This is a genomic window from Curtobacterium sp. 1544 (assembly GCF_040544915.1).
Taxonomy (GTDB): Bacteria; Actinomycetota; Actinomycetes; order Actinomycetales; family Microbacteriaceae; genus Curtobacterium; species Curtobacterium pusillum_C.
Map to the genome: position 1 here is coordinate 24420 of NZ_JBEPKX010000008.1, position 25638 is coordinate 50057.

At 72.1% G+C, this 25638-nt stretch carries 16 protein-coding genes, 1 tRNA gene and 1 other RNA gene; 4 read left to right on the plus strand and 14 right to left on the minus strand.

Annotated elements, in window-relative coordinates:
- Nucleotides 1–73: 73 nt before the first annotated feature.
- The 3 genes from ABIC61_RS06795 (at nucleotide 74) to ABIC61_RS06805 (ending at nucleotide 1935) form a co-directional block, all read left to right on the plus strand.
- Nucleotides 74–147 (plus strand) — tRNA-Pro (locus ABIC61_RS06795).
- A gap of 145 nt (nucleotides 148–292) precedes the next feature.
- Nucleotides 293–1318 carry a sensor histidine kinase gene (locus ABIC61_RS06800; protein WP_354029305.1) on the plus strand — a complete coding sequence of 342 codons (1026 nt, stop codon included), beginning with the start codon at nucleotides 293–295 and terminating at the stop codon, nucleotides 1316–1318.
- Nucleotides 1315–1935, plus strand: a complete 621-nt coding sequence (locus ABIC61_RS06805; protein WP_354029306.1) for a response regulator transcription factor — start codon at nucleotides 1315–1317, stop codon at nucleotides 1933–1935. The genes ABIC61_RS06800 and ABIC61_RS06805 overlap by 4 nt, the downstream gene beginning before the upstream one ends.
- A 130-nt stretch (nucleotides 1936–2065) precedes the next feature.
- Here the strand turns inward: ABIC61_RS06805 and ABIC61_RS06810 are convergent, their stop codons facing one another.
- The 13 genes from ABIC61_RS06810 to ffs form a co-directional block, all read right to left on the minus strand.
- The gene (locus tag ABIC61_RS06810) at nucleotides 2066–3109 is read right to left on the minus strand and encodes an LLM class flavin-dependent oxidoreductase (protein ID WP_354029307.1); all 1044 of its coding nucleotides are present in this window, start codon (nucleotides 3107–3109) and stop codon (nucleotides 2066–2068) included.
- A 130-nt stretch (nucleotides 3110–3239) separates the two neighbouring features.
- Nucleotides 3240–3866: a thymidine kinase gene (locus tag ABIC61_RS06815; RefSeq protein WP_354029308.1), complete on the minus strand. Its 627-nt coding sequence runs from the start codon at nucleotides 3864–3866 to the stop codon at nucleotides 3240–3242.
- Complete coding sequence (locus tag ABIC61_RS06820; RefSeq protein WP_260852606.1) at nucleotides 3866–4567, minus strand: response regulator transcription factor; 702 nt, start codon at nucleotides 4565–4567, stop codon at nucleotides 3866–3868. The genes ABIC61_RS06815 and ABIC61_RS06820 overlap by 1 nt, the downstream gene beginning before the upstream one ends.
- Nucleotides 4554–5705, minus strand: coding sequence for a hypothetical protein (locus tag ABIC61_RS06825; RefSeq protein ID WP_354029309.1), 1152 nt, complete (start codon nucleotides 5703–5705; stop codon nucleotides 4554–4556). The genes ABIC61_RS06820 and ABIC61_RS06825 overlap by 14 nt, the downstream gene beginning before the upstream one ends.
- Nucleotides 5702–6979, minus strand: coding sequence for a sensor histidine kinase (locus ABIC61_RS06830; RefSeq protein WP_354029310.1), 1278 nt, complete (start codon nucleotides 6977–6979; stop codon nucleotides 5702–5704). The genes ABIC61_RS06825 and ABIC61_RS06830 overlap by 4 nt, the downstream gene beginning before the upstream one ends.
- 134 nt (nucleotides 6980–7113) lie before the next feature.
- Nucleotides 7114–8256 carry an Rv2578c family radical SAM protein gene (locus tag ABIC61_RS06835; RefSeq protein WP_354029311.1) on the minus strand — a complete coding sequence of 381 codons (1143 nt, stop codon included), beginning with the start codon at nucleotides 8254–8256 and terminating at the stop codon, nucleotides 7114–7116.
- 46 nt (nucleotides 8257–8302) lie between these two features.
- Nucleotides 8303–9790 (minus strand): malate:quinone oxidoreductase, encoded by a 1488-nt coding sequence (locus ABIC61_RS06840; protein WP_354029312.1) that lies wholly within the window; start codon nucleotides 9788–9790, stop codon nucleotides 8303–8305.
- Between the two features lie 238 nt (nucleotides 9791–10028).
- Nucleotides 10029–11081, minus strand: a complete 1053-nt coding sequence (locus ABIC61_RS06845) for an aspartate-semialdehyde dehydrogenase (RefSeq protein WP_079236552.1) — start codon at nucleotides 11079–11081, stop codon at nucleotides 10029–10031.
- A 17-nt stretch (nucleotides 11082–11098) separates the two neighbouring features.
- Nucleotides 11099–12361 (minus strand): aspartate kinase, encoded by a 1263-nt coding sequence (locus ABIC61_RS06850; RefSeq protein ID WP_144752679.1) that lies wholly within the window; start codon nucleotides 12359–12361, stop codon nucleotides 11099–11101.
- Between the two features lie 140 nt (nucleotides 12362–12501).
- On the minus strand, nucleotides 12502–13101 hold the full coding sequence (gene recR / locus ABIC61_RS06855) for a recombination mediator RecR (protein ID WP_079236554.1): 600 nt from the start codon (nucleotides 13099–13101) through the stop codon (nucleotides 12502–12504).
- Nucleotides 13101–15749, minus strand: coding sequence for a DNA polymerase III subunit gamma and tau (locus ABIC61_RS06860; RefSeq protein ID WP_354029313.1), 2649 nt, complete (start codon nucleotides 15747–15749; stop codon nucleotides 13101–13103). The genes recR and ABIC61_RS06860 overlap by 1 nt, the downstream gene beginning before the upstream one ends.
- 143 nt (nucleotides 15750–15892) lie before the next feature.
- Complete coding sequence (locus ABIC61_RS06865; protein ID WP_354029314.1) at nucleotides 15893–23281, minus strand: choice-of-anchor G family protein; 7389 nt, start codon at nucleotides 23279–23281, stop codon at nucleotides 15893–15895.
- Between the two features lie 312 nt (nucleotides 23282–23593).
- Nucleotides 23594–23690, minus strand: an RNA gene (ffs, locus tag ABIC61_RS06870) — signal recognition particle sRNA small type.
- 36 nt (nucleotides 23691–23726) lie between these two features.
- On the opposite strand from ffs, the gene ABIC61_RS06875 reads away from it, so the two are divergent.
- On the plus strand, nucleotides 23727–24401 hold the full coding sequence (locus tag ABIC61_RS06875; RefSeq protein ID WP_354029315.1) for an SDR family oxidoreductase: 675 nt from the start codon (nucleotides 23727–23729) through the stop codon (nucleotides 24399–24401).
- Here the strand turns inward: ABIC61_RS06875 and ABIC61_RS06880 are convergent.
- A complete protein-coding gene (locus ABIC61_RS06880) occupies nucleotides 24394–25593 on the minus strand; it encodes an acetate/propionate family kinase (protein WP_354029316.1) in 1200 nt (399 codons plus the stop codon). The genes ABIC61_RS06875 and ABIC61_RS06880 overlap by 8 nt on opposite strands.
- Nucleotides 25594–25638: the final 45 nt, after the last annotated feature.

Below are 25638 nucleotides of genomic sequence, written 5' to 3' on the forward strand. Positions count from 1 at the left end.
CTCGATGGTCACCAGCACACCTGATCATCGGATAGACTTCTGGGGTTGCTCCGGCCACGGAGCGATCACACCGCGGGGTGTGGCGCAGCTTGGTAGCGCGCCTCGTTCGGGACGAGGAGGTCGCAGGTTCAAATCCTGTCACCCCGACACTGTGTTGAGACAGTACAGAAGAAGGCCCTGGTTCTCCGGAACCGGGGCCTTCTGCTTTACCGTCGCGGCGCATGTGTCCGCAGGCCCATCCAGCGTCGCCACCCGATGGCACCTGCGGCGATCGGGATACGCTCGATCCGCCATGGACATCCCCGCACCGCTCGCCTCCGTCCTCGCGCAGATCGGTGCGCGCTTCCCCGAACTCGCCGACGACCCCGTGATGGCCCAGAGCCTGCTCGAGAACGTCACGTCGATGGTCGCCGAGGCCCACGAGCGCTACGCCGCCGGCGCCGAGTCGAGTGTCGTGAGCGACTCGTACCTCGACCCCGCGCACCTCGCGACCGGAGCACTGCACGCCGAGCACGCCCAGCACCCGGCCGGCGCGATGCTCGCGGCAGAGGTCCTCTTCGACGCCTACCTGCCAGTGTTCGTCGACGAGGTCGGAGCATCGAGCACGACCGACGTCCTCCGTGCCACCAGAGCGCTCCACGCCGGCATCTGGAGCCGCTTCCCCGCCGGGGCCATCGCCTACACGGAAGCGCTGCGGCAGCGCGTCACGACGGCGCACATGGACTCCCGGACGCAGATCGCCCGGGACCTGCACGACCGGGTCGCGCACGGCATCCTCGCGGGGCTCCAGCGGGTCGACCTCACCCTGCTCACCGATCCCCCGGCGCCCGAGCGGACGACGCAGCTCGAGGACGCCGCACGGCTGCTGCGCGGTGCCCTCGGCGAGGTGCAGGACCTCGCGGTCTCGCTGCACGCGCGGGTCGGCGACGACCTGCTCGACGCCGCGCTCGCCCGGCACACACGCGACCTGTTCCCCGCCGAGAGCGCCGTCGCGATCAGGTCCTCCGGTACGCCCGTGACGCTGCCGAACTGGAAGGCCGAGGAGGCCCTCACGATCCTGCTCGAGGCGCTGACGAACTGGCGGAAGCACGCGTCCGGGTCGACGGCCACGGTGGAGTTCGCCTGGTCAGAGCGGGCAGTCACGGCGACGGTCTCCGACGACGGCCCCGGCTTCGACACCACGGCAACGGCCGACGGTCGGCTCGGGCAGCTGACGATGCGCGAGCGAGCCGGCCTCATCGGGGCGGTGCTCGCCGTCGAGAGCACCCCGGGGCACGGCACCACCGTCCGGCTCACCATCCCGATCGGAGCACTGTGACCGGCATCACGCACGTCGCGATCGTCGACGACCACCGACTCTTCCGCGAGGGCCTCGCAACGATCCTGTCGTCGGTGCCGACCATCCGCGTCGTGGCGCACGGTGAGCGGCCCGCCGACGTGCTCGACTCCCCCGAGGCCCCGGCCATCGACGTCCTGCTGCTCGACGTGGAGCTCGACGGTCCCCCGGCGCGGACGACCATCGCCACGGTGCGTCGGAACCACCCGGGCATCGCCGTCGTCGTGCTGACCATGCACCGCGACGCCGTGCTGCGCCGGGCGCTCCTCGACGCCGGCGCGGTGGACTTCGTCACGAAGGACACCCCGAGCCGGGAGCTCGTCGACCGGATCGTCCGAGCGACGAGCACCGATGCGGCACCGGTCACGTTCCCGATCGACCTCGTCACCGAGGCCCGCGCGGGCTCACCTCTCAGCGACCGCGAACTCGAGGTCCTGCGGCTCATCGCGTCCGCTCGGTCCAACGCCGAGATCGCCGCAGACCTGGGGCTCGCCGTGGGCACGGTCAAGCGGCACGTCTACAACGTCTTCCGGAAGCTCGACGTGGGGTCCCGCGTGGCCGCGATCGCCACCGCGACTCGGCTCGGCCTCCTCGCCTAGGTCGGGACGCCGGCCCGCGCTGGCGTCGACGGAGCAGAAATCGTCGAGAGCCGTGCGGCGACCCGACGATTCCTGCTCACTCGAAGGACGACGACGGGACAGGACGACGACGCGACGGGACGACGACGCGTCAGACCGACGCGCCCGCCCCGGCACGCACGAGGCGCCCTTCGGCGTGCAGGCCCGCGACGACGTCCAGCGCCTGGTGCCGGTACCGCGCCTGCGCAGCCCCCGGAGCGACGATCACGCCGTCCGCGCCGGTCGATTCGACCAGGGCGTTGATCTTCGTCGCGACCTGGTCGGCGTTCCCGTAGGCCTGCCGCTCCGTGCGCGCCGCGATGAAGCGGCGCTCGAGGTCGCTGAACTCGTACGCCCGTGCTTCCTCCATCGACACCGGCTCGGGCTTCGCACCCTGCCGCATCCGGATGAAGGAGATCATGCCGGGAGCGCTCTGCTCGTCGACGACGGCCGGGTCCTCGTCGGTGACGACCTGCACGCCGATCAGGGCGTTCGGTGTCTGCCGGAAGCGCGACGGCCGGAACGAGTCGCGGTACAGCGCGAGCGCCGCCTCGGTGTTGTCCGACGCGAAGTGGTGCGCGAAGGCGAACGAGACACCGAGTGCTCCGGCGACCTGCGCGCTGTACCCGGAGGACCCGAGCAGCCAGAACTCCGGCACGTCCCCGTACCCGGGCACCGCACGGATCCGTGCGAGCGGGTTCGACTCGTCCATCCCGGTGAAGAACCCGATGAGGTCGGCGAGCCGGTCCGGGAAGTCGTCGACGTCGAGACGGTCGGTCCGGCGCAGCGCCATCGCGGTCGCCCCGTCGGTCCCCGGCGCACGACCGAGGCCGAGGTCGACCCGGTCGCCGTACAGCGCGCGCAGGGTGCCGAACTGCTCCGCGACGACGAGCGGAGCGTGGTTCGGCAGCATCACGCCGCCGGAGCCGATGCGGATCGTGGACGTCGCGGCCCCCACGGCGCTCAGGAGCACCGCCGGCGCGGACGAGGTGATGCCCGGCATGCCGTGGTGCTCGGCGACCCAGAAGCGCTCGTAGCCGAGCTTCTCGGCGTGCACCGCCATGTCGATGGAGCCCTGCAGGGCTTCGGTGTTGGACTGGCCGTACTCGCGTGTGGCCAGATCGAGGACGGACAGGTGCACGGAAGCGTCGCTCATGTGGTCACCAACGCCACCCGACGCACGTGCATTCCGCACCACCCACCGGCCGGGAGGCGCGGGGCGGGCCCGCACCGTGCCTCCAGGCCGCCAGACGGTCGCGTCTGCACGACGCGACCCGGCGGACCCGTCAGTCGCCGTCGAGGCGGCCGCCGGACTCCGTCAGGTAGCAGTTGGCGCAGAGCGACTCGTAGGTGACGTCGACGCCGTCGATCGCCACCTGTGAACCGTCGAAGACGAACCGGCCGTCGACCTTGCGGGCGTTGAAGACCGCCTTGCGGCCGCAGCGGCAGATGGTCTTGAGCTCCTCGAGCGAGTGCGCGACCTCGAGCAGGCGGGCGCTGCCGGGGAACGCCTCGGTGCGGAAGTCGGTACGGATGCCGTACGCGATCACCGGGACCTCGTCGAGGACGGCGATGCGGAGCAGGTCGTCGACCTGTCGCGGCGTGAGGAACTGCGCCTCGTCCACCAGCACGCAGCTGACGGGCCGGACCATGCCGTCGAGCCGGCCGGACTCCGGGTCGACGGCACCCGCCGCGGTGACGGCGGACCGGACGTCGGCACCGGGCGTGAACACGATGTCGACAGTGCGCGTGACACCCAGCCGGGAGACGATCTCACGGTCGCCCTTGGTGTCCACCGACGGCTTCGCGAGCAGGACCCGGTGACCGCGCTCCTCGTAGTTGTAGGCCGCCTGCAGCAGCCCGGTGCTCTTGCCGCTGTTCATCGCGCCGTAGCGGAAGTAGAGCTTCGCCACTACGCGAGGAACCCGTCCTCGGCCGCGCGACGGATCAGGTCGGACTTCTTCGACGCCGGACGACCGACCTTGCTGTACTTCTCACGGACGCGCCGGAGGTAGGTCTTCGCGGTCTCGTACTGCACGTTCATCTGCGCGGCGACCTCGTTCGTCGAGTACCCCGACACGTACAGGCGCAGCGCCTCTTCCTCGCCGTGGCTGAGCTTCGGCCGCTGGTGCGCGTTCGCCCCGGTCGGCAGCGGACGCCAGTCGCGCTGCGGCGGGGTGTCCCGGGCGACGCCCATGATCTCGCGCGCGACGTCCATGACCTCACGCATCGGCAGCGACTTCGACAGGAAGGCAGCGGCGCCGGCGGCCAGGGCGCGGTCGCGGGACTCCCGGCTGTCGACGCTCGACAACACGATGACCTTCGCTCCGGCCGCGCGGCAGGTGCGCACCCGGGCCTCGATCGAGACGGGTTCCTTGAGCTGGAAGTCCAGGAACACCAGGTCGGTCGGGAAGTTCTCGCTGTGCACCATCTCGAGCCACGTGTGGGCCGTCAGCGCCAGGTCGAAGTCGAAGGCGTTCACCGCGATCCAGCTCGACAGGCTGTCCAACAGCACCTCGTGGTCGTCGAGGATCGCCAGCCGCACGCGTCGTGTCCCCGGGTTCGGGATGGCCGGCATGCCATCCGTGATCCGGCTCGGGTCAGTGCTGGTCATAGGAGAACCTTAGTGCGAGGGCGGAGGGTCGGACCGCGACGTCCAGGTCGGGGAACGTCACGCGGAGGACCGCGAAGTACGGGTCGAAGGCGCGGTGGATGCCGACGTCGGAGTCGGCGACGGCGAGGTCGATCGAGACGGCCACCCGGTCGGTCGTGTCCGGGGCACGACCGATCGTCGCGCGGAAGCCGGCGGGGTCGACGGTGGTCGCACGGAGTGCCGCACGCAGGAACGTCCGGACGACGGTGCGCTGGTCGGCGTCGAGCGTCGCGATGAGGCCGTCCGGGTCGTCCACGACGGCGGCTCCCCCGCCGTCCGCGGTCACCGCGTGCTCGAACCAGGTCCGGTCGGCGTCGGCGACCATCGAGCGCCGGATCCCGTCCGCGATCTCCCGGGCCCGGGCACGGTCGGCGTCGGTGATGACCTCGCGCGTCCGGAGCTCGGCGAGGAACGGCGCGACGTCCCGCGCCAGGATCGTCGAACGGTCCCGCTGCACGCTCTCGGCGATGCCGTCCCGCTCCGCACGCTCGACCGAGTACGACCCGGCACGGATCTGCACGCGCTCGGCGAGCCCCGCGAACGTCCAGGCGAACACCGCGGACGCCGCCGTGAGCACGAGCGTCGGCGCCGCCGCCAGGAACCCGGCGACGCCGATCGGGACGTGGTGCGGGAACGCGGCGGCGCCGATGCCCCACGACGCGCCGGCGACGACGGCCAGGACGATGCCGCCCACGGTCAGGTCGGTCCACGGCCGGTACGGGGCGGTCATCACGATGCCGGTCGCCGTCAGCAGGGACATGAAGTCGTTCAGGGCGCTGCGGTCGGGTCCCCACTGCGCCGCGACACTCGTGACGGTGGCGGTGGCGAGGAGCGCCACGTGCAGGACGAACGCCCACCGCGGGAACGGGGCACGGAACGGACTCGACGCGACGAAGACGACCGTGCCCGAGGCCGCGACGAGCAGCACGGTGAGCGCGCTCAACGTCGGGCTGCCGGCGACGTCACGGCCGAAGACGGACACGAGCAGTGCCCAGAGGACACCGCACGCGCCGAGCACGATCGCGAGCGGGCGCGATCCCATCGCTCCGAGCGGGTCGTACTGCTGCGCCGTGCGCGGCCCCTCCGTGCGGGCCCTCACCGGTGCACCCCCGATCCGTCCGGGGCCACGGTGGGGATCGTCCCCGTCACCGCGCCGTACGGAACCGTCATCATCACGCTCGTGCCGGACCCCGGTGACGACCAGACCTGCACGTCACCGCCGACACGGCCGATGCGCTCCCGGACGGACCCGCGCAGGCCCATCCGGTCCGGACTCGTCGCCGATTCGTCGAACCCGCGTCCGTCGTCGACGACCATGACCGTGCAGGCGGCGCCGTCGTCGAACACGCTGACCTCGGCGGCATCGGTGTCCGCGTGCTTCCGGACGTTCGCCAGGCACTGCCCGACGGCCCGGAGGACCGCCGTCATCGCCGCCTGGTCGAGTCGACTCAGCGCCGCGGGGTCGCCCGTGACCGTCACGTCGAGCCCGTGGTCGCGGTGGTCGTCGACCATGTGCTCGAACGCCCGGACCGCGACACCCGACTCCGGGCCGGACTGCCGCCCGGCGGGCGCGAGCCACTCCTTGCCGATGAGCATCGCGACGTCGGCCTCGACCGTCCGGGCCAGCTGCGGGTCCATCGGCCCGTCCGGCGCCAGTGCGATCGCACCGAGGTGGTTCAGGACCGTGTCGTGCAGGATCGCGGCCGCCTCGGCCTCGACACCGGCGCGGTAGGCGGAGACGTGCTCCTCACGCGCCGAACGCAGCAGCTCGGGCTGGACCCGCTCGGAGCGCGCGGTGTTGCGGCTCGTGAACAGGACGAGGGCGATGACGAACGCCAGCGTCACCCACGCGAGCACGAGCGGGTGCGACGACCCGCCGGCCTGCAGGATGGCGATCGACGTCGCGACACGGCCGACCAGGAAGCCCGCGATCGACCACATCGCGACCCGTCCCGCGACGGCACCCGCACCACCGACGAGCACCAAGGGGATGACGGACAGGGACAGCAGGTAGGACACGACCCACCCGGCCGGGACCTCACGCTGCACCACGACGGCGAACCACCACGCGCAGACGCCACCGACGACGAGGAACGCGACCGCTGAGCGCCACGTGCCGAACTGCACGTGCACCGCGATCATGCCGAGCATCGGGACCAGCGCCAGGACAGCTCCGACCACGCGGACGTCGGGGTCGGCCAGTCGGAAGAGGAGCAGGGCGACGGCGGCGGCCGCGAGCGACCCGATGGCTGCCGCGTGGAAGGCCCGCACGGTCGACCACGCGTTGACTCGCGGAGCGAGGTGCGTGGGGATGCCGAGCACGGGTGTGGGGACCTTCCGGACGAGCGGGTACGACGCCCACGATCCAACCACCGTCAGCGTGATCGTGTACCCCGTTCGACGGGGCGTTCGGCGACCCGCTCGATGTTACCGGCACTTCTGCGTTCCGTGGTGTCCCCCGAACACGGACCGACGGGTACTCAGGAACCGCACCGAGCCGAGGCATCTCAGAACAGCGTCGGCACGGCGTCCTCCGGTCGGCGCGGGGTGAGTCGACGGTCGTACCCCGGATCGGCGCGCTTCAGCGGCGAGGTCGCGGGAGTCGACTGCTCCGTGCCGTCGTCCAGCTGCACGGCCGTGGGTCGGTCCCCCGCGCGGTTGGAGAAGCCCATCGACCCCGTCGCCGGGTCGACACGGCCGAGTCCGAGCCCGTGGGCCCGGAGGATCGGCCGCACCCGTTCGGCCAGCCACCGCCGGTAGTCCTTCGGGGCGTAGGTGTTGTCGAGGTACATCGAGCGGTACCGCTGCACCAGGTCCGGTCGGGTGCGCCCGAGCCACTCGAACCACCACGGCTTCACCCCGGGCCGCAGGTGCAGCGCGGAGTACATGACGCTCGTCGCCCCGGCCGCGGCGGCCCGTCCGATCGCGTCGTCGAGATGCGCCCGGGTGTCCGTGATGTACGGGAGCACCGGCATCAGGAACACCGAGCAGTCGAGGCCGGCGTCCCGGATGGCCCGCACCGTCGCCAGCCGCGCAGCCGTCGTCGGGGTGCCCGGCTCGACCTGCTGCTGCAGTTCGTCGTCGTACACAGCGATCGACATCGCCAGGTCGACCGGCACGGACCGCGCTGCCTCGACCAGCAGCGGGATGTCCCGGCGGAGCAGCGTGCCCTTCGTCAGGATGCTGAACGGGGTGCCGGAGTCGGCCAGCGCGCGGATGACGCCCGGCATCAGCCGGTACTTGCCCTCGGCGCGCTGGTACGGGTCGGTGTTCGTGCCGAGCGCTACCGGGTGGCGATCCCAGGTCGGCTTCGTGAGCTCCCGGTGGAGCACGTCGGCCACGTTCGTCTTCACGACGATCTGCTGGTCGAAGTCCGCCCCGCCGTCGAACTCCAGGTAGGTGTGCGTCGGCCGAGCGAAGCAGTACACGCACGCGTGGCTGCACCCGCGGTACGGGTTGATCGTCCACCCGTACGTGCCGCTGCCGTCCGCCGCCGGGACTCGGTTCAGCGCACTCTTCGCCAGGACCTCGTGGAAGGTCACACCGGCGAACTCCGGGGTCGTCACACTGCGGACGAACCCGCTGTTCGACTCGAGCCCAGGGAGCGCATCGCTCCGCGAGGCGTCGAGCGCCTGCCCACTCCATCGCATGCAGTCATTCGAACACATGTTCGAACGACCTGCAAGCGGGGGTGGGTCAGTGGTGCAGTCCGAGGACCTTCGCGGTGCGCTCCAGGGTCTGGTCGGCGAGTTCCGCGTCGTTCCCCAGGTCCTGCCCGTAGGTCGGCACCATCACGCGGACGGCTTCCTCCCAGCGGTCCCAGCGGTCGGGGAAGCACTTCCGCAGCAGGCCGAACATGATCGGGACGGCAGTGGACGCGCCCGGGCTGGCTCCGAGGAGCCCCGCCACGGAACCGTCCGCCGCGGTGATGACCTCGGTCCCGAACTGCAGGACGCCGCCCTTTTCCTTGTCCGGCTTGATGACCTGGACACGCTGCCCGGCCGTGATGCGGTGCCAGTTCTCCGGCTCCGCGCTCGGCATGAAGTCGCGCAGCGCGTCGAACTTCGTCTGCTTCGACGCGAGCAGCTGGCCGATGAGGTAGCGGACGAGGTCGAAGTTCGAGAACGCGACGCTCAGCATCGGGCGGAGGTTGTGCGGCCGGATCGACTTGAACAGGTCGAGCAGCGAACCCTGCTTCAGGAACTTCGGGCTGAACCCGGCGTACGGGCCGAACATCAGCGAGGCGTTGCCGTCGACGATGCGGGTGTCGAGGTGCGGCACCGACATCGGCGGCGCACCGACACTGGCCTTGCCGTAGACCTTCGCCGAGTGCTTCTGCACGACCTCGGGGTCGTCGGTGCGGAGGAACTCCCCCGACACCGGGAACCCGCCGTAACCGCGGATCTCGGGGATCCCGGACTTCTGCAGCAGGTGCAGGGCACCGCCACCGGCACCGACGAAGACGAACTTCGCGGCGATCCGCTGCGTCGACCGGCCCACGTCGTTGCGGACGTCGAGGACCCAGCCGTCGCTGACCTTCGACCGGGTCAGGTTCGTGACCTGGTGCGACGGTTCGAACTCGACACCGTCGATCTCGAGCTGGTCGAACAGCTGCCGGGTCAGCGAACCGAAGTCGACGTCGGAGCCCGCCGCCGAGTACGTCGCCGCGATCGGCTGGTCCTTCTTGCGACCCGGGATGAGCGCCGGCGCCCACTTCCGGATCTGTGCGGGGTCGTCGGAGAACTCGAGGCCGGCGAACAGCGGGTGGTCCTTCATCGCCTCGTACCGCTTGCGCATGTACTCGACGTTGTCGGCACCCCACACGAACGAGATGTGCGGGGTCGGGTTGATGAAGTTCGAGGGCTCGGGCAGCGCACCCGTCTCGACGAGGAACGACCAGAACTGTCGGGACACCTGGAACTGCTCGTTGACCGTCACGGCCTTCGCGATGTCGACGCGGCCGTCGGGGAGCTCGGGCGTGTAGTTCAGCTCGCAGAGTGCGGAGTGCCCGGTCCCGGCGTTGTTCCACGGGTTCGAGCTCTCCTGCGCGACGGTGCCCAGACGCTCGTAGACGCGGATCCGCCAGGAGGGCTCCAGCCGGTGGATGATCGCGCCGAGCGTGGCGCTCATGATCCCTCCCCCGACCAGGACGACGTCGATGGGGTCCACCTGCTTCACTGCCACCCGTCGATCCTAGCGGCGCATGGCCGTGCACCGGCCCAACAACGGACTGGAGGCACGGCCCACCTCCGACGCGCAGGCCGCGGTCCGCAGCGTGCGAGCTTCCGCACACCGTGGGAGCCGTGCAGGCTCGCACCCTGTCCGGAACGTCGCACCATGCGTGGCGCACGCCCCGGCCGGGCCGCGCACGGCGGAGGCCCGCCCCGCTGACGCGGGACGGGCCTCCTGGCAGTACTGGCCGCTACGCGGCGACCGTGCGGCGCGCGACGATCGTCTCAGCGATCTGCACCGCGTTGAGCGCGGCACCCTTGCGCAGGTTGTCGTTGCTGACGAACAGCGCCAGACCGTGCCCCTCGGGCGCGGACTGGTCGGCGCGGATGCGGCCGACGAAGGTCGGGTCCTGACCGGCTGCCTGCAGCGGGGTGGGCACCTCCGCAAGCTCGACGCCCGGGGCGTCGGCCAGGATCTCCGTAGCACGCTCGGCGGAGAGCGGACGGGCGAACTCGGCGTTCACCGAGATCGAGTGCCCGGTGAACACCGGGACCCGCACGCAGGTGCCGGCGACCAGGAGGTCCGGGAGCTCGAGGATCTTGCGGCTCTCGTTGCGGAGCTTCTTCTCCTCGTCGGTCTCGCCGAGGCCGTCGTCGACGATGCTGCCCGCGAGCGGGACGACGTCGAACGCGATCGGCCGGACGTACTTGACCGGCTCCGGGAAGGTGACGGCCGAACCGTCGTGGGTGAGGGCGGCGGTGTCCTGCTCGAGCGCCGCCTTCGCCTGGCCGAGCAGTTCCTCGACCCCGGCGAGCCCGGAGCCCGAGACGGCCTGGTACGTGGTGGCGACGAGACGACGGAGCCCGGCCTCGGTGTCGAGGACCTTCAGCACCGGCATGATCGCCATCGTCGTGCAGTTCGGGTTCGCGATGATGCCCTTCGGCGCCTGGTCGATGGCGTGCGGGTTCACCTCGCTCACGACGAGCGGGACGTCCGGGTCCATGCGCCAGGCGCTGGAGTTGTCCACGACGAGGGCGCCGGCTGCCGCGAACTTCGGCGCGAGGGCACGCGACGCTGTGGCACCGGCCGAGAACAGCGCGATGTCGATGCCGGACGGGTCGGCGAGCTCGGAGTCCTCGACGACGATCTCCTCGCCGCGGAACGGCAGGGTCGTGCCGGCGGACCGGGCGCTCGCGAAGAACCGGACGCGGTCCGCCGGGAACGCGCGCTCCTCGAGGAGACGGCGCATCACGGCGCCGACCTGGCCGGTGGCGCCTACGACGGCGACGGTGAGGGTGCTCATGCAGTGCTCCTGACGGGTCAGCGGCCGGTGCCGGCGTAGACGACGGCCTCGGAGTCGGCGTCGAGACCGAACGCGTTGTGCACCACGCGCATCGCCTCGTTGAGGGTGTCGGCACGGGTGACGACCGAGATGCGGATCTCCGACGTGGAGATCATCTCGATGTTGATGGACGCCTCGTGCAGGGCGCGGAAGAGCGCCGCCGAGACCCCGGCGTTCGTGCGCATGCCGGCGCCGACCAGGGCGAGCTTGCCGATCTGGTCGTCGTACTGGATGCCCTCGAAGCCGATGTCCGACTGCGAGACGCCCAGCGCGGTCAGGACGCTCTGTCCCTGGTCCTTCGGCAGCGTGAAGGAGATGTCGGTGCGGCCGTTCGACGCCGACACGTTCTGCACGATCATGTCGATGTTCGCGCCGGCGCGGGCGACGATCGTGAAGATCTCCGCCGCCTTGCCCGGGGTGTCGGGCACGCCGACCACGGTGATCTTGCCTTCGGAGAGGTCTCCGGCGATGCCGGTGATGATCGGTTCTTCCACGGTTTCCCCCTCTGCAGGGTTGTAGACGATGGTTCCCTCGGCGTTGCTGAAGGAGGAGCGGACGTGCAGGGTGACCCCGTGCCGGCGGGCGTACTCGACGGCACGGATGTAGAGGACCTTCGCACCCGAAGCTGCGAGCTCGAGCATCTCCTCGCTCGTGATGCGGTCGACCTTCTTGGCCTTCGGCACCACGCGCGGGTCGGCGGTGAAGATGCCGTCGACGTCGGTGTAGATCTCGCAGACGTCGGCGTCGAGCGCCGCGGCGAGGGCGACGGCCGTCGTGTCGGAGCCACCGCGGCCGAGCGTGGTGATCTCGCCCGTCGTGCGGTTGAAGCCCTGGAAGCCGGCGACGATCGCGACGTGCCCGGCGTCGAGCGCCTCACGCACGCGCTTCGGGGTGACGTCGACGATGCGGGCCTTGCCGTGCTGGGCGTCGGTGAGCATGCCGGCCTGGCTGCCCGTGTACGAGGACGCTTCGACCCCGAGGCTCTTGATCGCCATCGCGAGCAGCGCCATCGAGATGCGCTCCCCCGCGGTCAGCAGCATGTCGAGTTCACGACCCGCGGGGATGGGGGTCACGGAGTGCGCGAGGTCGACGAGTTCGTCGGTGGTGTCGCCCATCGCCGAGACGGCCACGACGACGTCGTTGCCGGCCTTCTTCGTCTGGACGATCCGCTTCGCCACGCGCTTGATGCTCTCGGCGTCCGCGACGGACGATCCACCGAACTTCTGCACGATCAAGGCCACTGGCTGGTACTCCCGGAGACGACGGATCCGCGAGGTGACGCGGTCTGACAATGGTAGTCGGTGTTTCGCGGATGTTGCGTCTGAGCGGGCGCGGACGCAACGATCCTGCGTGGAGTCGGGGACGGGTCGGACCGACCGGCTCAGCCGCCGACGACGCGGCGGCCCTCGAAGGCGCGTCCGAGCGTGACCTCGTCGGCGTACTCGAGGTCACCGCCGACGGGCAGCCCGGAGGCCAGGCGCGTCGTCCGGATCCCCATCGGGACGAGCAGACGGCTGAGGTACGTCGCGGTGGCCTCGCCCTCGAGGTTCGGGTCGGTCGCGATGATGACCTCGTCCACCGTGCCGTCCGCCAGCCGCGTCATGAGCTGTTGGATGCGGAGGTCGTCCGGGCCGATGCCGTCGATCGGACTGATCGCGCCACCGAGCACGTGGTACAGCCCACGGAACTCCCGGGTGCGTTCGATCGCGGCGACGTCCTTCGCCTCTTCCACGACGCAGATCACCGCTGGCGAGCGGCGTGGGTCGCGGCAGATGCTGCACTGCACGTTCTCGGTGACGTTGCCGCAGATCTCGCAGAAGCGGACCTTCTCCTTGACGTCCGCCAGCAGCTCGGCCAACCGCGACGGGTCGAACGACTCGGTCTGGAGGATGTGGAACGCGATGCGCTGCGCCGACTTCGGTCCGATGCCGGGGAGGCGACCGAACTCGTCGATGAGGTCCTGCACGATGCCGTCGTACATCAAGCGCCTTCCTCGTGGAGGGAGGTCTCCTCGATGAACTGGGCGTTCAGGATCTCACGGACCACGGCCTCGCCGTAGCGACCGGCCACCGGGGTCCGGCGGACCTGGGGGGCGGGCTGTTGCCGCGGCGCGGTCTGCTGTTGCGGTGCCTGTTGCGCGGGCGCGGCTGCCGGCGACGGCGCCGCCGAACCGGCGGGTGCGTCCGCGTAGGGCTCGCCGTCACCGTAGGGGTCGTCGTCGAGCGGGTAGTCGTCGACGGGCACGTCCGGCGCATCGGGAGCGACCGCAGGTGCGACCTCCGGCGTCGATGCGGCCTGCGGGGCACCGCCGGACAGCGACGACGCGGGGCGCAGCTGGGCCGCGAGGGCCGCGTCGACCGCCGGGTTCGAGACGGTCGGCGTGGGCGCGACCGGTTCGCCGGTGTCCGTGGTGCCGAACGGGGCGGACCAGGATGGCTCACCGCGGTCGGGTGCGGCTGCGCCCGAGGGGTCGGTCGCCGGGATCGACGCGACGGCCCACTCGGTCACCGGGGCGCCGGTGGGCTCGGACGCTGCCGGTGCGGGGGCGGCCGTGGGCGTCGGTGTCGCAGCCGCCGTGGGCTCGGGGGCGGCCGTGCGCTCGGTCTCGGGCGCGCGCTCGGGAGACCGCTCCGGTGCCGGGGCGGATGTCTGCGCCGGGGAGGGTGCCTGCACCGGGGCGGCCGGGCGCTGCGGTGCGGCCGGCTGCTGCGGAGCCCGGTCCTGCGGCGGCGCCGTCGGCTGCTGCGGCTGGGCGGGACGCTGCTGACCGGGGCCGCCGGGACCACGAGCGACGAACTTCACCCGGAGCCCGAGCACGTCGACGATCGCCTGCCGCAGGAGCTCGCTGACGCTGTTCGACGGGTCGGACATCTCCTTGAAGGAGGCCACGTCCTGCTGGCTCGGGAACGTCAGGGTGAGGACGTCCTCACGAAGGGCAGTGACCTGCGCGGTGACGACCACGGACCACGCCGAGCGCTTCGCCCGCTGCACGTGCTCCACGATCTGGGGCCAGGAGTCCCGGAGCTGCTGGAACCCGACGGCCGCGATCGGACGGACCGCGGGCTCGTCGCCGGCGACGGCTCCCTGTCCGGTCGACGAGGCGTTCGCGCTCCCGGCCACGGGGCTCGGTGCGGAGGCCGGTGCCGGTGCCGCGGACGTCGGAGCGTTGGACGTCGGCGCTGCGGCGGCCGATCGCTCGGACGGGGCCTCGGGTGCGCTCGGCACAGCTGCGGCCCACGACGCAGCGGCATCCCGTGCGGCCGTGCCCGGGTCGACCGGCTGCTGCGCGGACTCGGCCACCGGCGCGGCAGACTCGGCCGGCGGAGTCGGCGCAGGTGCCGGTGCGGATTCGGCGACCGGAACGGAACGCGACGATGCCGAAGCCTGCGGTGCAGCGGGGCTGGGCGCGCTCGTCCGCGCCGCGGGGGGCAGGGTCTCCGGACCGGCCTGGTGCCCACCGGCGTCCCCGACGCCCACGCGGCGCTCGAGCCGCTCGACCCGCGCGAGCGCACCACGCTGGGTGTCGTCTGCCTCGGGCACGAGCATCCGCGCCGTCATGAGTTCGAGGTGGAGCCGCGGCGAGGTCGCACCGGTCATCTCCGTCAGTGCACGGTTCGCGATGTCCGCGGCGCGCGACAGTCCGTTCGCGCCGAACACACCCGCCTGACGACTCATCGTGTCGAGTTCTTCGGGCGAGACGCCCCGCAGGACCGCGGCCGCGCTCTCGTTCGTCGCCGCGACGACGATGAGGTCGCGGAGGCGCTCGAGCAGGTCCTCGACGAAACGACGCGGGTCCTGCCCGGTCTGCACCACGCGGTCGATCGCGGCGAAGGCCGAGGCCGGGTCGGCCACCGCGAGCGCGTCCACGACGTCGTCGAGCAGCGCGGCGTCGGTGTAGCCGAGGAGCGCGACGGCACGCTCGTACGCGATGGCCCCGTCCTCGCTGCCCGCCATCAGCTGGTCGAGCAGGGACAGGGTGTCACGCACGGAGCCGCCGCCGGCACGGACCACGAGCGGCAGCACGCCCGGCGCGACCGACACCGACTCCTGCGTGCAGAGCTGCTCGACGTACTCGAGCATCGCGGCAGGCGGGACCAGGCGGAACGGGTAGTGGTGGGTGCGCGACCGGATCGTGCCGATGACCTTCTCGGGCTCGGTCGTCGCGAAGATGAACTTGACGTGCTCCGGCGGTTCCTCGACCAGCTTGAGGAGCGCGTTGAAGCCCTGCGGCGTCACCATGTGGGCTTCGTCGAGGATGAAGATCTTGTAGCGGTCGCGGGCCGGGGCGAACACGGCGCGGTCGCGGAGGTCACGGGCGTCGTCGACACCGTTGTGGCTGGCGGCGTCGATCTCGATGACGTCGAGCGATCCGCCGCCCCCGCGGGCCAGCTCGACGCAGCTCGGGCAGACGCCGCACGGGGTGTCGGTTGGCCCCTCGGCGCAGTTGAGGCAGCGCGCGAGGATGCGGGCGGAGGTCGTCTTGCCGCAGCCGCGCGGACCGCTGAACAGGTACGCGTGGTTCACCCGGTTCGTGCGCAGGGCCGTCCGGAGCGGATCGGTGACCTGCGACTGTCCGATCAGCTCGGCGAAGTTCTCGGGCCGGTAACGGCGATACAGGGCGGTGACCACGCCCCAAGGGTAGCCGGGACGACCGACACCCCGTGGCCCTGGACGGACCATCTGTGGGAAGTGGCGCGCAGGCACGACGCACACCGCGCCTCCCGTCCGTGCAGACGACGGACGAGAGGCGCGGTGTGGGTCGTGCCGTGGGGTCAGGCGCGGCCCCGGCGGCGGATGCCGCGGGCGAGTCGGGACAGGCCCAGCAGGAGGAACCCGAGGACCACCAGCCCACCGGCCGCGCCCGCGAGCGGCGCGACGTCGGCACCCGTGAAGGCGAGTCCACCGGAACCGGGGCCGTAGCCGGCACCGGACCCGTTCGCGCCGGACCCGTCCGCGCCGGAACCGGGCAGGCCGGGGGTCCCTGGCGTGCCGGGCGTGCCCGGCCCACCCGGCGTCCCCTGGTCGGCTGCGTCGACCACCACGGCGATCGACTGCGCGGCCGACGTGGCGCCCGCCACGGTCTGCGTCACCCGGATGGTGTGCTGCCCCACCGCGAGACGGAGCACCACGGACCAGGCCCCGGTGTCGTCCGCGGTCGTGGTGACCGGCGTCCCGTCGTCGGCGACGACCGTGACGGTCGCACCCGGCTCGGCGGTCCCGGCGACGCGCCAGTCGACGGTCCCGGCGGCCGAGGCCGTCTGGTGCGCACCCGGCGTGGGCGAGGTGACCGCGAGCGGCTGCACCGCGTCCACCACGATCGGCACCGGCTGCGCGGCCGTCGTCGTGCCGTTCACCGACTGCGACGCCGTGATCGTCCACTGGCCCTCCGGCACGCGGTCGAAGGTGACGCTCCAGTCCCCGTTCGCGTCGGCCCTCACCGTCCGGACCTGGCCGTTGGACAGGCGCACCGTCACCAGGGCACCCGGTGTGGCGTGCCCGGTCACCGTGAAGGACCCGGTGTCACCGGTCCCCGTGGCGGGGATGAGCTGGCCCGGTGCCGGACTGGTGATGGTGACGTCGGTCGGCTGGACGGCGGCGACCGTCACCCTGCTCGTGACCGGAGTGGATGTGACACCGCCCACGGTCTGGGTGACCGACACCGTGTGCGGTCCGACGGGCACGGCACCGACGGTGACCGTCCACGAGCCGTCCCCACCCGCGGTGGTCGTCGCGGTCCGGCCGTCCACGTCGACCCGGATCGTGGCGTTCGGCTCGGCCGTGCCGCTCACCGGGACGGATGCCGTCGGCCCCGTGGTCGGGATGACCTGGCCGTCCGTCGGGGTCGTGATCCGGACCGGTGCGACGGCGCTGACGGAGAACCCGACCCCGGGTGCGTCCGTCGTGGTCCCGCCCACGGTCTGCGAGGCCGCGATGGTGTGCTGCCCCGTGCCGACGTCCGGCACGGTCACGGTCCAGTCGCCGTCACCGTTCGCGGTGGTGGTGACCGGTGTGCCGCCGTCGATGCGGACCGAGATCGCGGCGTTCGGTGCCGAGACACCGGAGACCTCGACGTCGGTCGTGCCGTCGACCACCCGGTACGTGGTGCCGGCGACCGGCGACGTGACGACGATCGCGTCCGCCGCGGCCACCTCGACCGTGACGTCGCGCACGATCGGCGACGACGTGGTGCCGTTCACCTCCTGCGTGACCGTGACGGTGTGGTCGCCCTCGTCGAGCCCGGTGACGTCCGTCGTCCAGCTGCCGTCGGGTCCGACCGGGACCACGATCGGGTCCTCGTCGTCGACGACGACCCGGACGGTCCCGCCGGCCTGCCCGGTGCCGCTGACCGGCACGGTGGCGGTGGTGGTGCCGGCGCGGACGGTGACGGTCGCGCCGTCGGCCGGGGTCGTCACCGCGAGCGCGGTGCCCGGGGCGACGGTGAAGGTGCTGGCGACCGGCGCCGAGGTCGAGCCGTCGACCGTCTGGGTGGCACGGATGGTGTGCTCCCCGACGCCGACGTCCTCGAGGTCGACCGTCCAGGTCCCGGCGTCCGTCGCGGTCACGGTGACCGGGTCTCCCCCGTCGATCGTGACCCGGACCTCGGCGCCGGACTGCGCTGCGCCACCGGCGGTGATCGTCGCGATGGAGTCCTGCTGCGCGACGCGCACGGTCGACCCGTTCGCCGGGGTGGCGATCGTGATCGGGTCCGCCACGAGCACCCGGATGCCCACCGTGGCCGGGGCGGAGACGGTGTCGCCGATCCGCTGGGTCACGCTGACCGTCGGGGTCCCGGCCGGCACGTCGGGCACCGAGACGCTCCACGCGCCGTCGGCGGCCGCCGTGGTGGACTCGCTGCGCCCGCCGCCGAGGTCGACCACGACGGTCGCCCCGGGCTCGGCCGTGCCGCTGACGTCGACCGTGGCGGTCGCGCCCTCACCGGCGACCAGGTACTGCTGACCCGCCGTCGGCTCGTCGATCAGGACGGGGTCGCCCGCCTCGATCTCGAACGACGTCTCGACCGGGGTGGTCGAGGTGGAGCCGCCGACGGTCTGCGTGACGCTGACGTCGTGCGTCCCGACCCCGAGGTCCGGCACGTCGACGCTCCAGCTGCCGTCGTCCCCGGCGGTGACCTCGACCGGGTCGCGGTCGTCGACCGTGACGGTCACGGTGGCGCCGGGTTCGGCGTCACCCGCGACGGTCACGGTGGTCGTGGCGGTGCCGTCCGCGACCGTGATCGGGTCGTCACCGGGCTCGCGGATCGTCAGGTCGGCCGCCGCGACGACGGACACCGGACGCTCGACCGCGGCACTCGTGGTGCCGTTGATCGCCTGGGTGACCGCTGCCGTCCACGACCCGACCGGGACGTCCTGCACCGTGGTGGACCAGCGGCCGTCGTCACCGACGGGTGCCGTGGCCGTGCCGCCCGCGCCGAGGTCGACCCGGACGGTCGCTTGCGGCTGGCCGGTCCCGGCGAACGCGACGTCGGTGGTGGCGTCGTCGTCCGCGACGGTCACCGAGGTGGCCCCGGCCGGCGTGGTGACCGCGAGCGGCGCACCGGTCCGGACGGAGACCCCGGCGCTCACCGGCGCCGAGGTCTGTCCCTCGACACGCTGCGTCGCGCGGACCGTGTAGTCACCGACCGGGACGTCCTCGAACGTCGCCTCCCAGGTGCCGTCGGTCTCGGCGGTCACCTGCTCGGAGTCGCCGTTCGACAGCGTGACGGTGACGGCGGCGCCGCCCTGCGCCCGTCCGGCTGCGCGGACGTCGGCCGTGCCGGCCGCGTCGGCGACCGTCAGGACGTCGCCGTCCTCCGGGGTCGTCAGGGTGAGCGCGGTGGCGGCCCGCACCGTGACGGTCTGCTCCGGACTGGAGGCAGTGGTCCCGTCCACGGTCTGGGTCGCGGTGAGCGTCGGGGCACCGACACCGACACCGTCGAACGTCACCGTCCAGTCGCCGTCACCGTTCGCGGTCGTCGTGCGCTCGTCGTCGCCGAGCCGCACCGTCACCGGTGCGTTCGGCTCGGCCGTGCCGGAGACCGTCACCTCACGCGTGGCGTCCGCGTCGGGGACCAGGAGGACGGCGTCGGCGTCCGGGGCGGTGATGGTCACCGCGTCGGCCGCCTCGATCGTGACCGTCCGGGTCACCGGGTCGGACGTCGCCGGGGACGAGACCGTGCCGGTCAGGGTCTGCGTGACCGACACCGGGTGGGTGCCGACGCCGAGGTCCGGGAACGTCACCGACCAGGTGCCGTCCGCCCCGACCGTGGCCTGCTGGTCGTCCTCGCCGGCGGTGCTGGCGCTCACGGACGCACCGGGCTGGCCGGTGCCGGTGACCGTCACGTCGCGCTGCACGTCGTCACCCGCGACGGCGATCGGGGCGGTGCTCGGTGCCGTGATCGCGAGGGGATTCGCGGTGACGACCTGGAACGTGGTCGGGATGGCGCTCGTCACGACGTCCGCGACGCTCTGGCTCGCGTTCACCGTGTAGGTGCCCGTGGGAGCGAGACCCGTGGCGTCGACCGTCCACGCTCCGGTGGGGCCCGCCGTGGTGGTGAACTGCGTGTCCGGCCCGAGGGACACCGTGACGTCGGCGTTCGGTTCGGAGCTGCCGGAGATCGGCACGGTCGCGGTGGCGTCCCCGTCGACCACCACGAAGCGCGACCCCACGGCCGGCGACTCGATGGTGACCGCGGTGCCGGGCACGACCGTGAAGTCCGCCGTGACCGTCGGTCCGGTGGTGCCGTTCACGGTCTGGACGGCCGCGACGGTGTGGTCGCCGATGCCGAGCTGGACCGGGTCGGTGGTCCAGTTGCCCGAGGCGTCCGCGACGACCACGACGGGGTCGCCGTCGTCGACCGTGACGGCGACCGAGGCTCCGGCCTCGGCGGTGCCGCGCACCACGACGGCCGCCTGGCCGCCGGCGCCGGCCGGGACCTGCTGCGCGTCCGTCGGCGACGCGATCACGAGGTCGTCACCGACCGCGACGGTGAAGTCGCGGTCGACCGGCGCCGAGGTCTGCCCGCCGACCGTCTGCGTGACGCTCGCGGTGTGGTCGCCCGTGCCGACCGCGGGCAGGGTCACGGTCCACGTGCCGTCCTCACCGGCGGTCGTCGACACCGGGTCGTCCGCGCCGTCGAGGACGACGTCGACGGTCGCACCCGGCTGGGCGGTGCCCGTGACGGTGACGTCGATCGTCGCGTCGTCCGTGGCGACCGCCGTCGTGCTCCCCTGCGTCGGCGTCGAGACCGCGAGGGCCGCACCGGCTGCGACGGTGACGACCTGGCGCACGGCCGGTGAGGTCGTGCCGTTCACGGTCTGGGTCGCCGCGATCGTGTACCGGCCGACCGGGACGTCCTGGACCGTCGCGGTCCAGTCGCCGTCGCCGTTCGCCGTCGCCGTGGCGGTCAGACCGCCGCCGAGGGAGACCGCGACGTCCGCTCCGGGCTCGGCGGTGCCGACCAGGTCGAGGTCCGTGGTGGTGTCGGCGTCGAGGACGGTCACCGTCGCGCCGGGGGCCGGCGTGGTGATCGCGATCGGCGCACCCGCGCGGACCGTGAAGGCCGATGTCACCGGACCGGACGTCGTCCCGTCGACCGTCTGCCGTGCGGTCACCGTGCGGTCGCCGACCGGGACGCCCTGGAACGTGGTCTCCCAGGCCCCGTCGCCGTCCGCGGGGACCGTGGCGGTGAAGGAACCACCGATGCCCACGACCACCTGCGCGTTCGGCGCCGCTGTGCCGGACACCGTGACGGGGGTCGTCGAGGTCGCGTCGGCGACGGTGATCGCGCTGCCGTCCTCCGGTGCGTCGATCGTCAGCGCGGGGGCCGCCGTCACGGTGAAGTCACGCGTGACCGGCGTGCTCGTCGACGAGCCGACGGTCTGCGTGACACTCGCCGAGTAGCCCCCAGCGGGGACGGCCGTGATCGTCGTCGACCAGGCGCCCCCGGCGTTCGCCGTGGTGGTCGCCGTCCGGTCGCCGCCGTTCACCGAGACGTCCACGCGGGCCCCGGGCTGCGCGGTCCCGGAGATCGGGACGTCACGGGTGTCCCCGACGAGCGGGAAGTCCTGGCCCGCCGTCGGCGATGCGATCGTCAGGCCCGCCGCGGCCACGACCCGGAACGCGCGGGTGACCGGCGCCGAGGTGCTGTCGCCCACGGTCTGCGTGACGCTGGCGGTCCGGTCGCCCGTCGGGACGTTCGGCACCGAGATGCTCCACGCGCCGCTCGCGTTCGCCGTGCCGGTCGCCGTCAGGCCACCGCCGAGGTCGATGTCGATGCGGGCGTTCGCGGTCGCGGTGCCCGTCAGGGTCACGGGCGCCGTGGTGCCGGTGGTGGTGAAGGTCTGCCCGGCGGTCGGGGTCGTGATCGTCAGCGCCTGCTGCGCGACGACCGAGAACGGCTGTGTGACGGTGCCCGCCGCGGTGCCGCCGACGGTCTGCGTCGCGGTGGCCGTGTAGTCGCCGGTCGGGACGCTCGCGATGGTCGTCGTCCAGGTGCCGTTCGCGGCGACCGTGGCGGTGCCGGTGCGTCCGCCACCGAGGCTGACCGCGATCGTCGCCCCTGGCTCCCCCGCGCCGCTCACCGCGACGGTGCGGGTCGAGGAAGCGGTGGGCACGCTGAACACCTGGTTCGCCGTCGGTGCCGTGATCGTCGGTGCGACGAACGCGCTGGCGCGGACGGTCGAGGTCGCGAGGTCGACCGTGGCGACGTTCGCGCCCGGCAGGATCGACAGGCGCAGCGCGTGCACGCTCCGCGAGCCGGGGTCGTACCCGCGGGCGTCGCGGAACCCGGTCGTCGTGTCCTGCGCGTTCACGGTGAGGTCGATCACCTGGCGGAGGAGCAGCACGACGGGCGAGAGCAGCGTCGCCACCGCACGGGTGGTGTTCGTCAGCGTCGTGCCGAGCTGGGTGAGTGCGGTACCGCCGATGATCGGCCGGAGCGCCGTCTGCAGGGCCGGCACGACGATCCCGGTCACGACCGGGGCGAGCACCGTCCCGAGGGGCAGCGGGAGTCCGGCGAGGCTGCCGGACGCCGTGATCGTCGGGTTCGCGGTGGCCGTGCCGGCGAGCGCACCGAGCGTCGTGTCGACCTGCAGGCCGATCGCCGCGGCGGGCTGCCCGAGGACGGTGGCGTTCGTCGCGATGTCTACGCGGACCGCGGTCGAGTTGATCGTGTTCACGACGGCGGTCTGCAGTGCCGTCGGCAGCTGCGTCCCGAGGATCGTGGTGATGCTCTGGTTGATCGAGTTCACGGCCGCGGTCGTCAGCACCGGGGTGTTCGCGGGCTGCCCGTTGAGCGCCGTGAGCTTGTCGAGGTCGACCGTGATCGTCCCGGTCGACGGGGTGATCGTCACGGCGCCGTCGGTCAGGGGCTGGCGAAGGACCTGGGTCAGCGTGTCGTCGAGGTTGAGGTTCACGTTCGCGGTGATGTTCGTGCCGCTCACGTTCACCGTCCCGAGCAGCGCCTGACGCAGCAGCGTCTGGATCTGCGCGGTCACGGCCGAGGTGGTCCCCTGCAGGGCGCCACCGGTGCCGAAGACACCGTTGACGGAACTCGACACCGTCCGGAGCTCGTCCCGGAGCGAGGTGGTCAGGCCCTGGACCGCCGGGCTGGTCAGGGCGAGGTTCGCGCTCGCGATCCGGTAGTCGCTCGACGTGCTCACCGTCGCCCCGCGCGTCGCGGAGAGCGTCGACGCGAGGGCACCGACCTGCAGCCGGGCGTTCGACAGCACCGTCGTGTCAGCGCCGACGCGCGAGAACAGCGGATTGAGGTCCAGCGTCGCCGCACCCGTGCCCGAGCCGTTGCCGACACCGATGCCGCCGTCGTTCGTGAGGAGGCCGGAGGACGCGGTCGCGCCGTTCGCCGAGGTCGTCGCGTACTGGCCGTCGACCCCGAGGGTGAGGATGCCGTTCGCCCCGATCAGGTCGATGTCGTTCCCGAGGTCCACCCCGACCGCGTTCAGCGCGGTGAGGTTGAGCGGCTGGTTCGTGGTGCCGCCACCGGTGGTCGCTCCGCGGGCGGAGTAGGCACCGCCGAGCTGCGCGATCGTGTCGACGTCGACGATGCCCGACCCGCTGAGCAGGACGCCCTCGGCTTCGGAGACGTCGGTCTGGGCGGCCGCCGCCGGTTGGAACGCCACGGTGGCGGCGATGAGCGCCGTCACCGTGGCGATGACGCCGCCACGCAGGAGGAGACGCCGATCGTCCGATGCTCGTCGTCGAGCTCGGTCGCCAGCACCGATGATCCGTCGTGTCCAGTCGCCCGCTGTCGTGGGTACGCGGGTACCCCGAAGCGACACGTGCCTGCGCATGCGTGTCTCTTTTCCTGGCAGGACGCGCCTGCCACCTGATCCGGAAACTCCCCCGCTGGTGAGGCGGTGGAGGGTTCAGGAATCCTGGTTGGGGATTCCTGGGGCCGATCTTTGCACACGATCAGGTTGCTGTCCGCAACCCGTTACGAAACGGACACCAGACGACGAAAAGACTCCCCACGCACCCGCCAGAGCCCGGTTACCCTTGCTGCGTTTCCGCCCTGGGGGAGTTGGCCTGGATGGCGTCACGTGAGGAGCCTCCGGAAGTCTACCGGACGGAACGGGCAGACTCGGACACATGAAGATCGCCATCGCCGGAGGACACGGCCAGATCGCCCTGCTCCTCGCCCGCCTCGTCACCGACGCCGGACACGACGCCGTCGCCATCGTCCGCAACCCCGCACACGTCACCGACGTCGAGCAACAGGGCGCCACAGCGATCGTCGCGGACCTCGAGCAGCTGGACGACGACGAGCTCGCGCTCCGCCTGCGCGGTGTCGATGCCGTGGTGTTCGCGGCCGGCGCCGGCCCGAACAGCGGCGCGGAGCGGAAGCTCACCGTCGACCGGGACGGCGCGATCCTGCTCGCCGACGCCGCCGAACGGGCCGGGATCCGTCGGTACGTGATGGTCTCGGCGATGGCGGCGGACTCGTACGACCCGGAGCGTGCGGTCGTTCCCGCCCGTGCCGAGCCCGACGTGTTCCAGGTCTACCTGCGTGCGAAGGCCGAGGCGGACGCGAACCTCCGGGCGCGCAACCTGCGGTGGACGATCGTGCGACCCAGCGGCCTGGTCGACACCGTCCCGCAGGGCACCGTCGACGTCGGCCGGACGGTCCCGCGCGGCACGATCCCCCGCGCGGACGTCGCCGCGGTGGTGCTGCACGCGATCCTCGACGACACCGCGGTGGGCGTCCAGTTCGAGGTCACGAGCGGCGACACCCCGATCCCGGCGGCGCTGTCGGCGCTCAGCTGAGCGCGACCGCGGCCGACTGGCGGGCGATCTCGAGTTCCTCGTTCGTCGGGATGACGAGCACCGCGACCCGTGACGCGTCGGTCGAGACGAGACGGGCCTCGCGCGAGGCCAGCTCGTTCCGGTCCGGGTCGATCTCGATGCCCAGGTGCTCCAGCCCGGCGAGCACGCGGCGACGGAGCAGCGCGTTGTTCTCGCCGACACCGGCGGTGAACACGACGGCGTCGAGGCCGCCGAGCTGCGCCGTGTACGCACCCACGTAGCGACGGATGCGGTGGCGGTAGACGGCGAGCGCCGCCTCGGCCACGTCGTCGCCGTTGAGCGCGGCGTCCTGCACGTCGCGCATGTCGCCGTTGCCGGTGAGCCCGAGGAGCCCGGACTCCTTGTTGAGCATCGTGTCGAGCTCGTCGAAGGACAGTCCAGCTTCGCGGTGCAGGTGGATGAGCACCGCGGGGTCGAGGTCACCGGACCGGGTGCCCATCACGAGGCCCTCGAGCGGGGTGAGGCCCATCGAGGTCTCGATGGACTTCCCGCCGTCGATCGCCGCGGCCGAGGCCCCGTTGCCGAGGTGCAGCACGATCGTCTTCAGCTCGGCGAGCGGTCGACCGAGGAACTCTGCGGCCTGCTCGGACACGTACTTGTGGCTCGTGCCGTGCATGCCGTAGCGGCGGATCGAGTACTTCGCGGCGAGGTCCGCCGGGATCGCGTAGGTGTACGCGTGCGGCGGCATCGTCTGGTGGAAGGCGGTGTCGAACACGGCGACCTGCGGCACGTCGGAGAACACCTGCTTCGCGGCGCGGATCCCCTCGAGGTTCGCCGGGTTGTGCAGCGGCGCGAGGCTGTTCAGGTCCTCGATCTGCTGCTCGACCTCGTCGGTCACGACGGTGGCCCGGTCGAAGGTGGTCCCGCCGTGCACGACGCGGTGCCCGACGACCGCGGGCGGGTACTCGTCGAAGGACGGCCCGACCTTGACGAACGCGTCGATCATCGCCTGGAACCCGGCGGCGTGGTCCGGTACGGCGCTGGCGTCGTTCGACGAGGACTCCCCCGTCAGCGCGTTGGTGTGCTTCCACGCGCCGGTCGACTCGCCGATGCGCTCGACGAGACCGGAGGCGAGCGTGCGCTCCCCCTCGAGTTCGATGAGCTGGTACTTGAACGAACTCGATCCGGAGTTGACGACGAGGGCTGCGGTCACGGGACGGTCGCTTTCTGTTGGGGCCTGGAGGCGCGGTGCGGGTCG

Excerpts from the sequence above, each read along its gene's own strand:
- ABIC61_RS06800 (WP_354029305.1), top strand. The coding sequence starts at position 293 with ATGGACATCCCCGCACCGCTCGCCTCCGTCCTCGCGCAGATCGGTGCG.
- ABIC61_RS06810 (WP_354029307.1), bottom strand. The coding sequence starts at position 3,109 with ATGAGCGACGCTTCCGTGCACCTGTCCGTCCTCGATCTGGCCACACGC.
- ABIC61_RS06820 (WP_260852606.1), bottom strand. The coding sequence starts at position 4,567 with ATGACCAGCACTGACCCGAGCCGGATCACGGATGGCATGCCGGCCATC.
- ABIC61_RS06835 (WP_354029311.1), bottom strand. The coding sequence starts at position 8,256 with ATGCGATGGAGTGGGCAGGCGCTCGACGCCTCGCGGAGCGATGCGCTC.
- ABIC61_RS06845 (WP_079236552.1), bottom strand. The coding sequence starts at position 11,081 with ATGAGCACCCTCACCGTCGCCGTCGTAGGCGCCACCGGCCAGGTCGGC.
- recR (WP_079236554.1), bottom strand. The coding sequence starts at position 13,101 with ATGTACGACGGCATCGTGCAGGACCTCATCGACGAGTTCGGTCGCCTC.
- ABIC61_RS06875 (WP_354029315.1), top strand. The coding sequence starts at position 23,727 with ATGAAGATCGCCATCGCCGGAGGACACGGCCAGATCGCCCTGCTCCTC.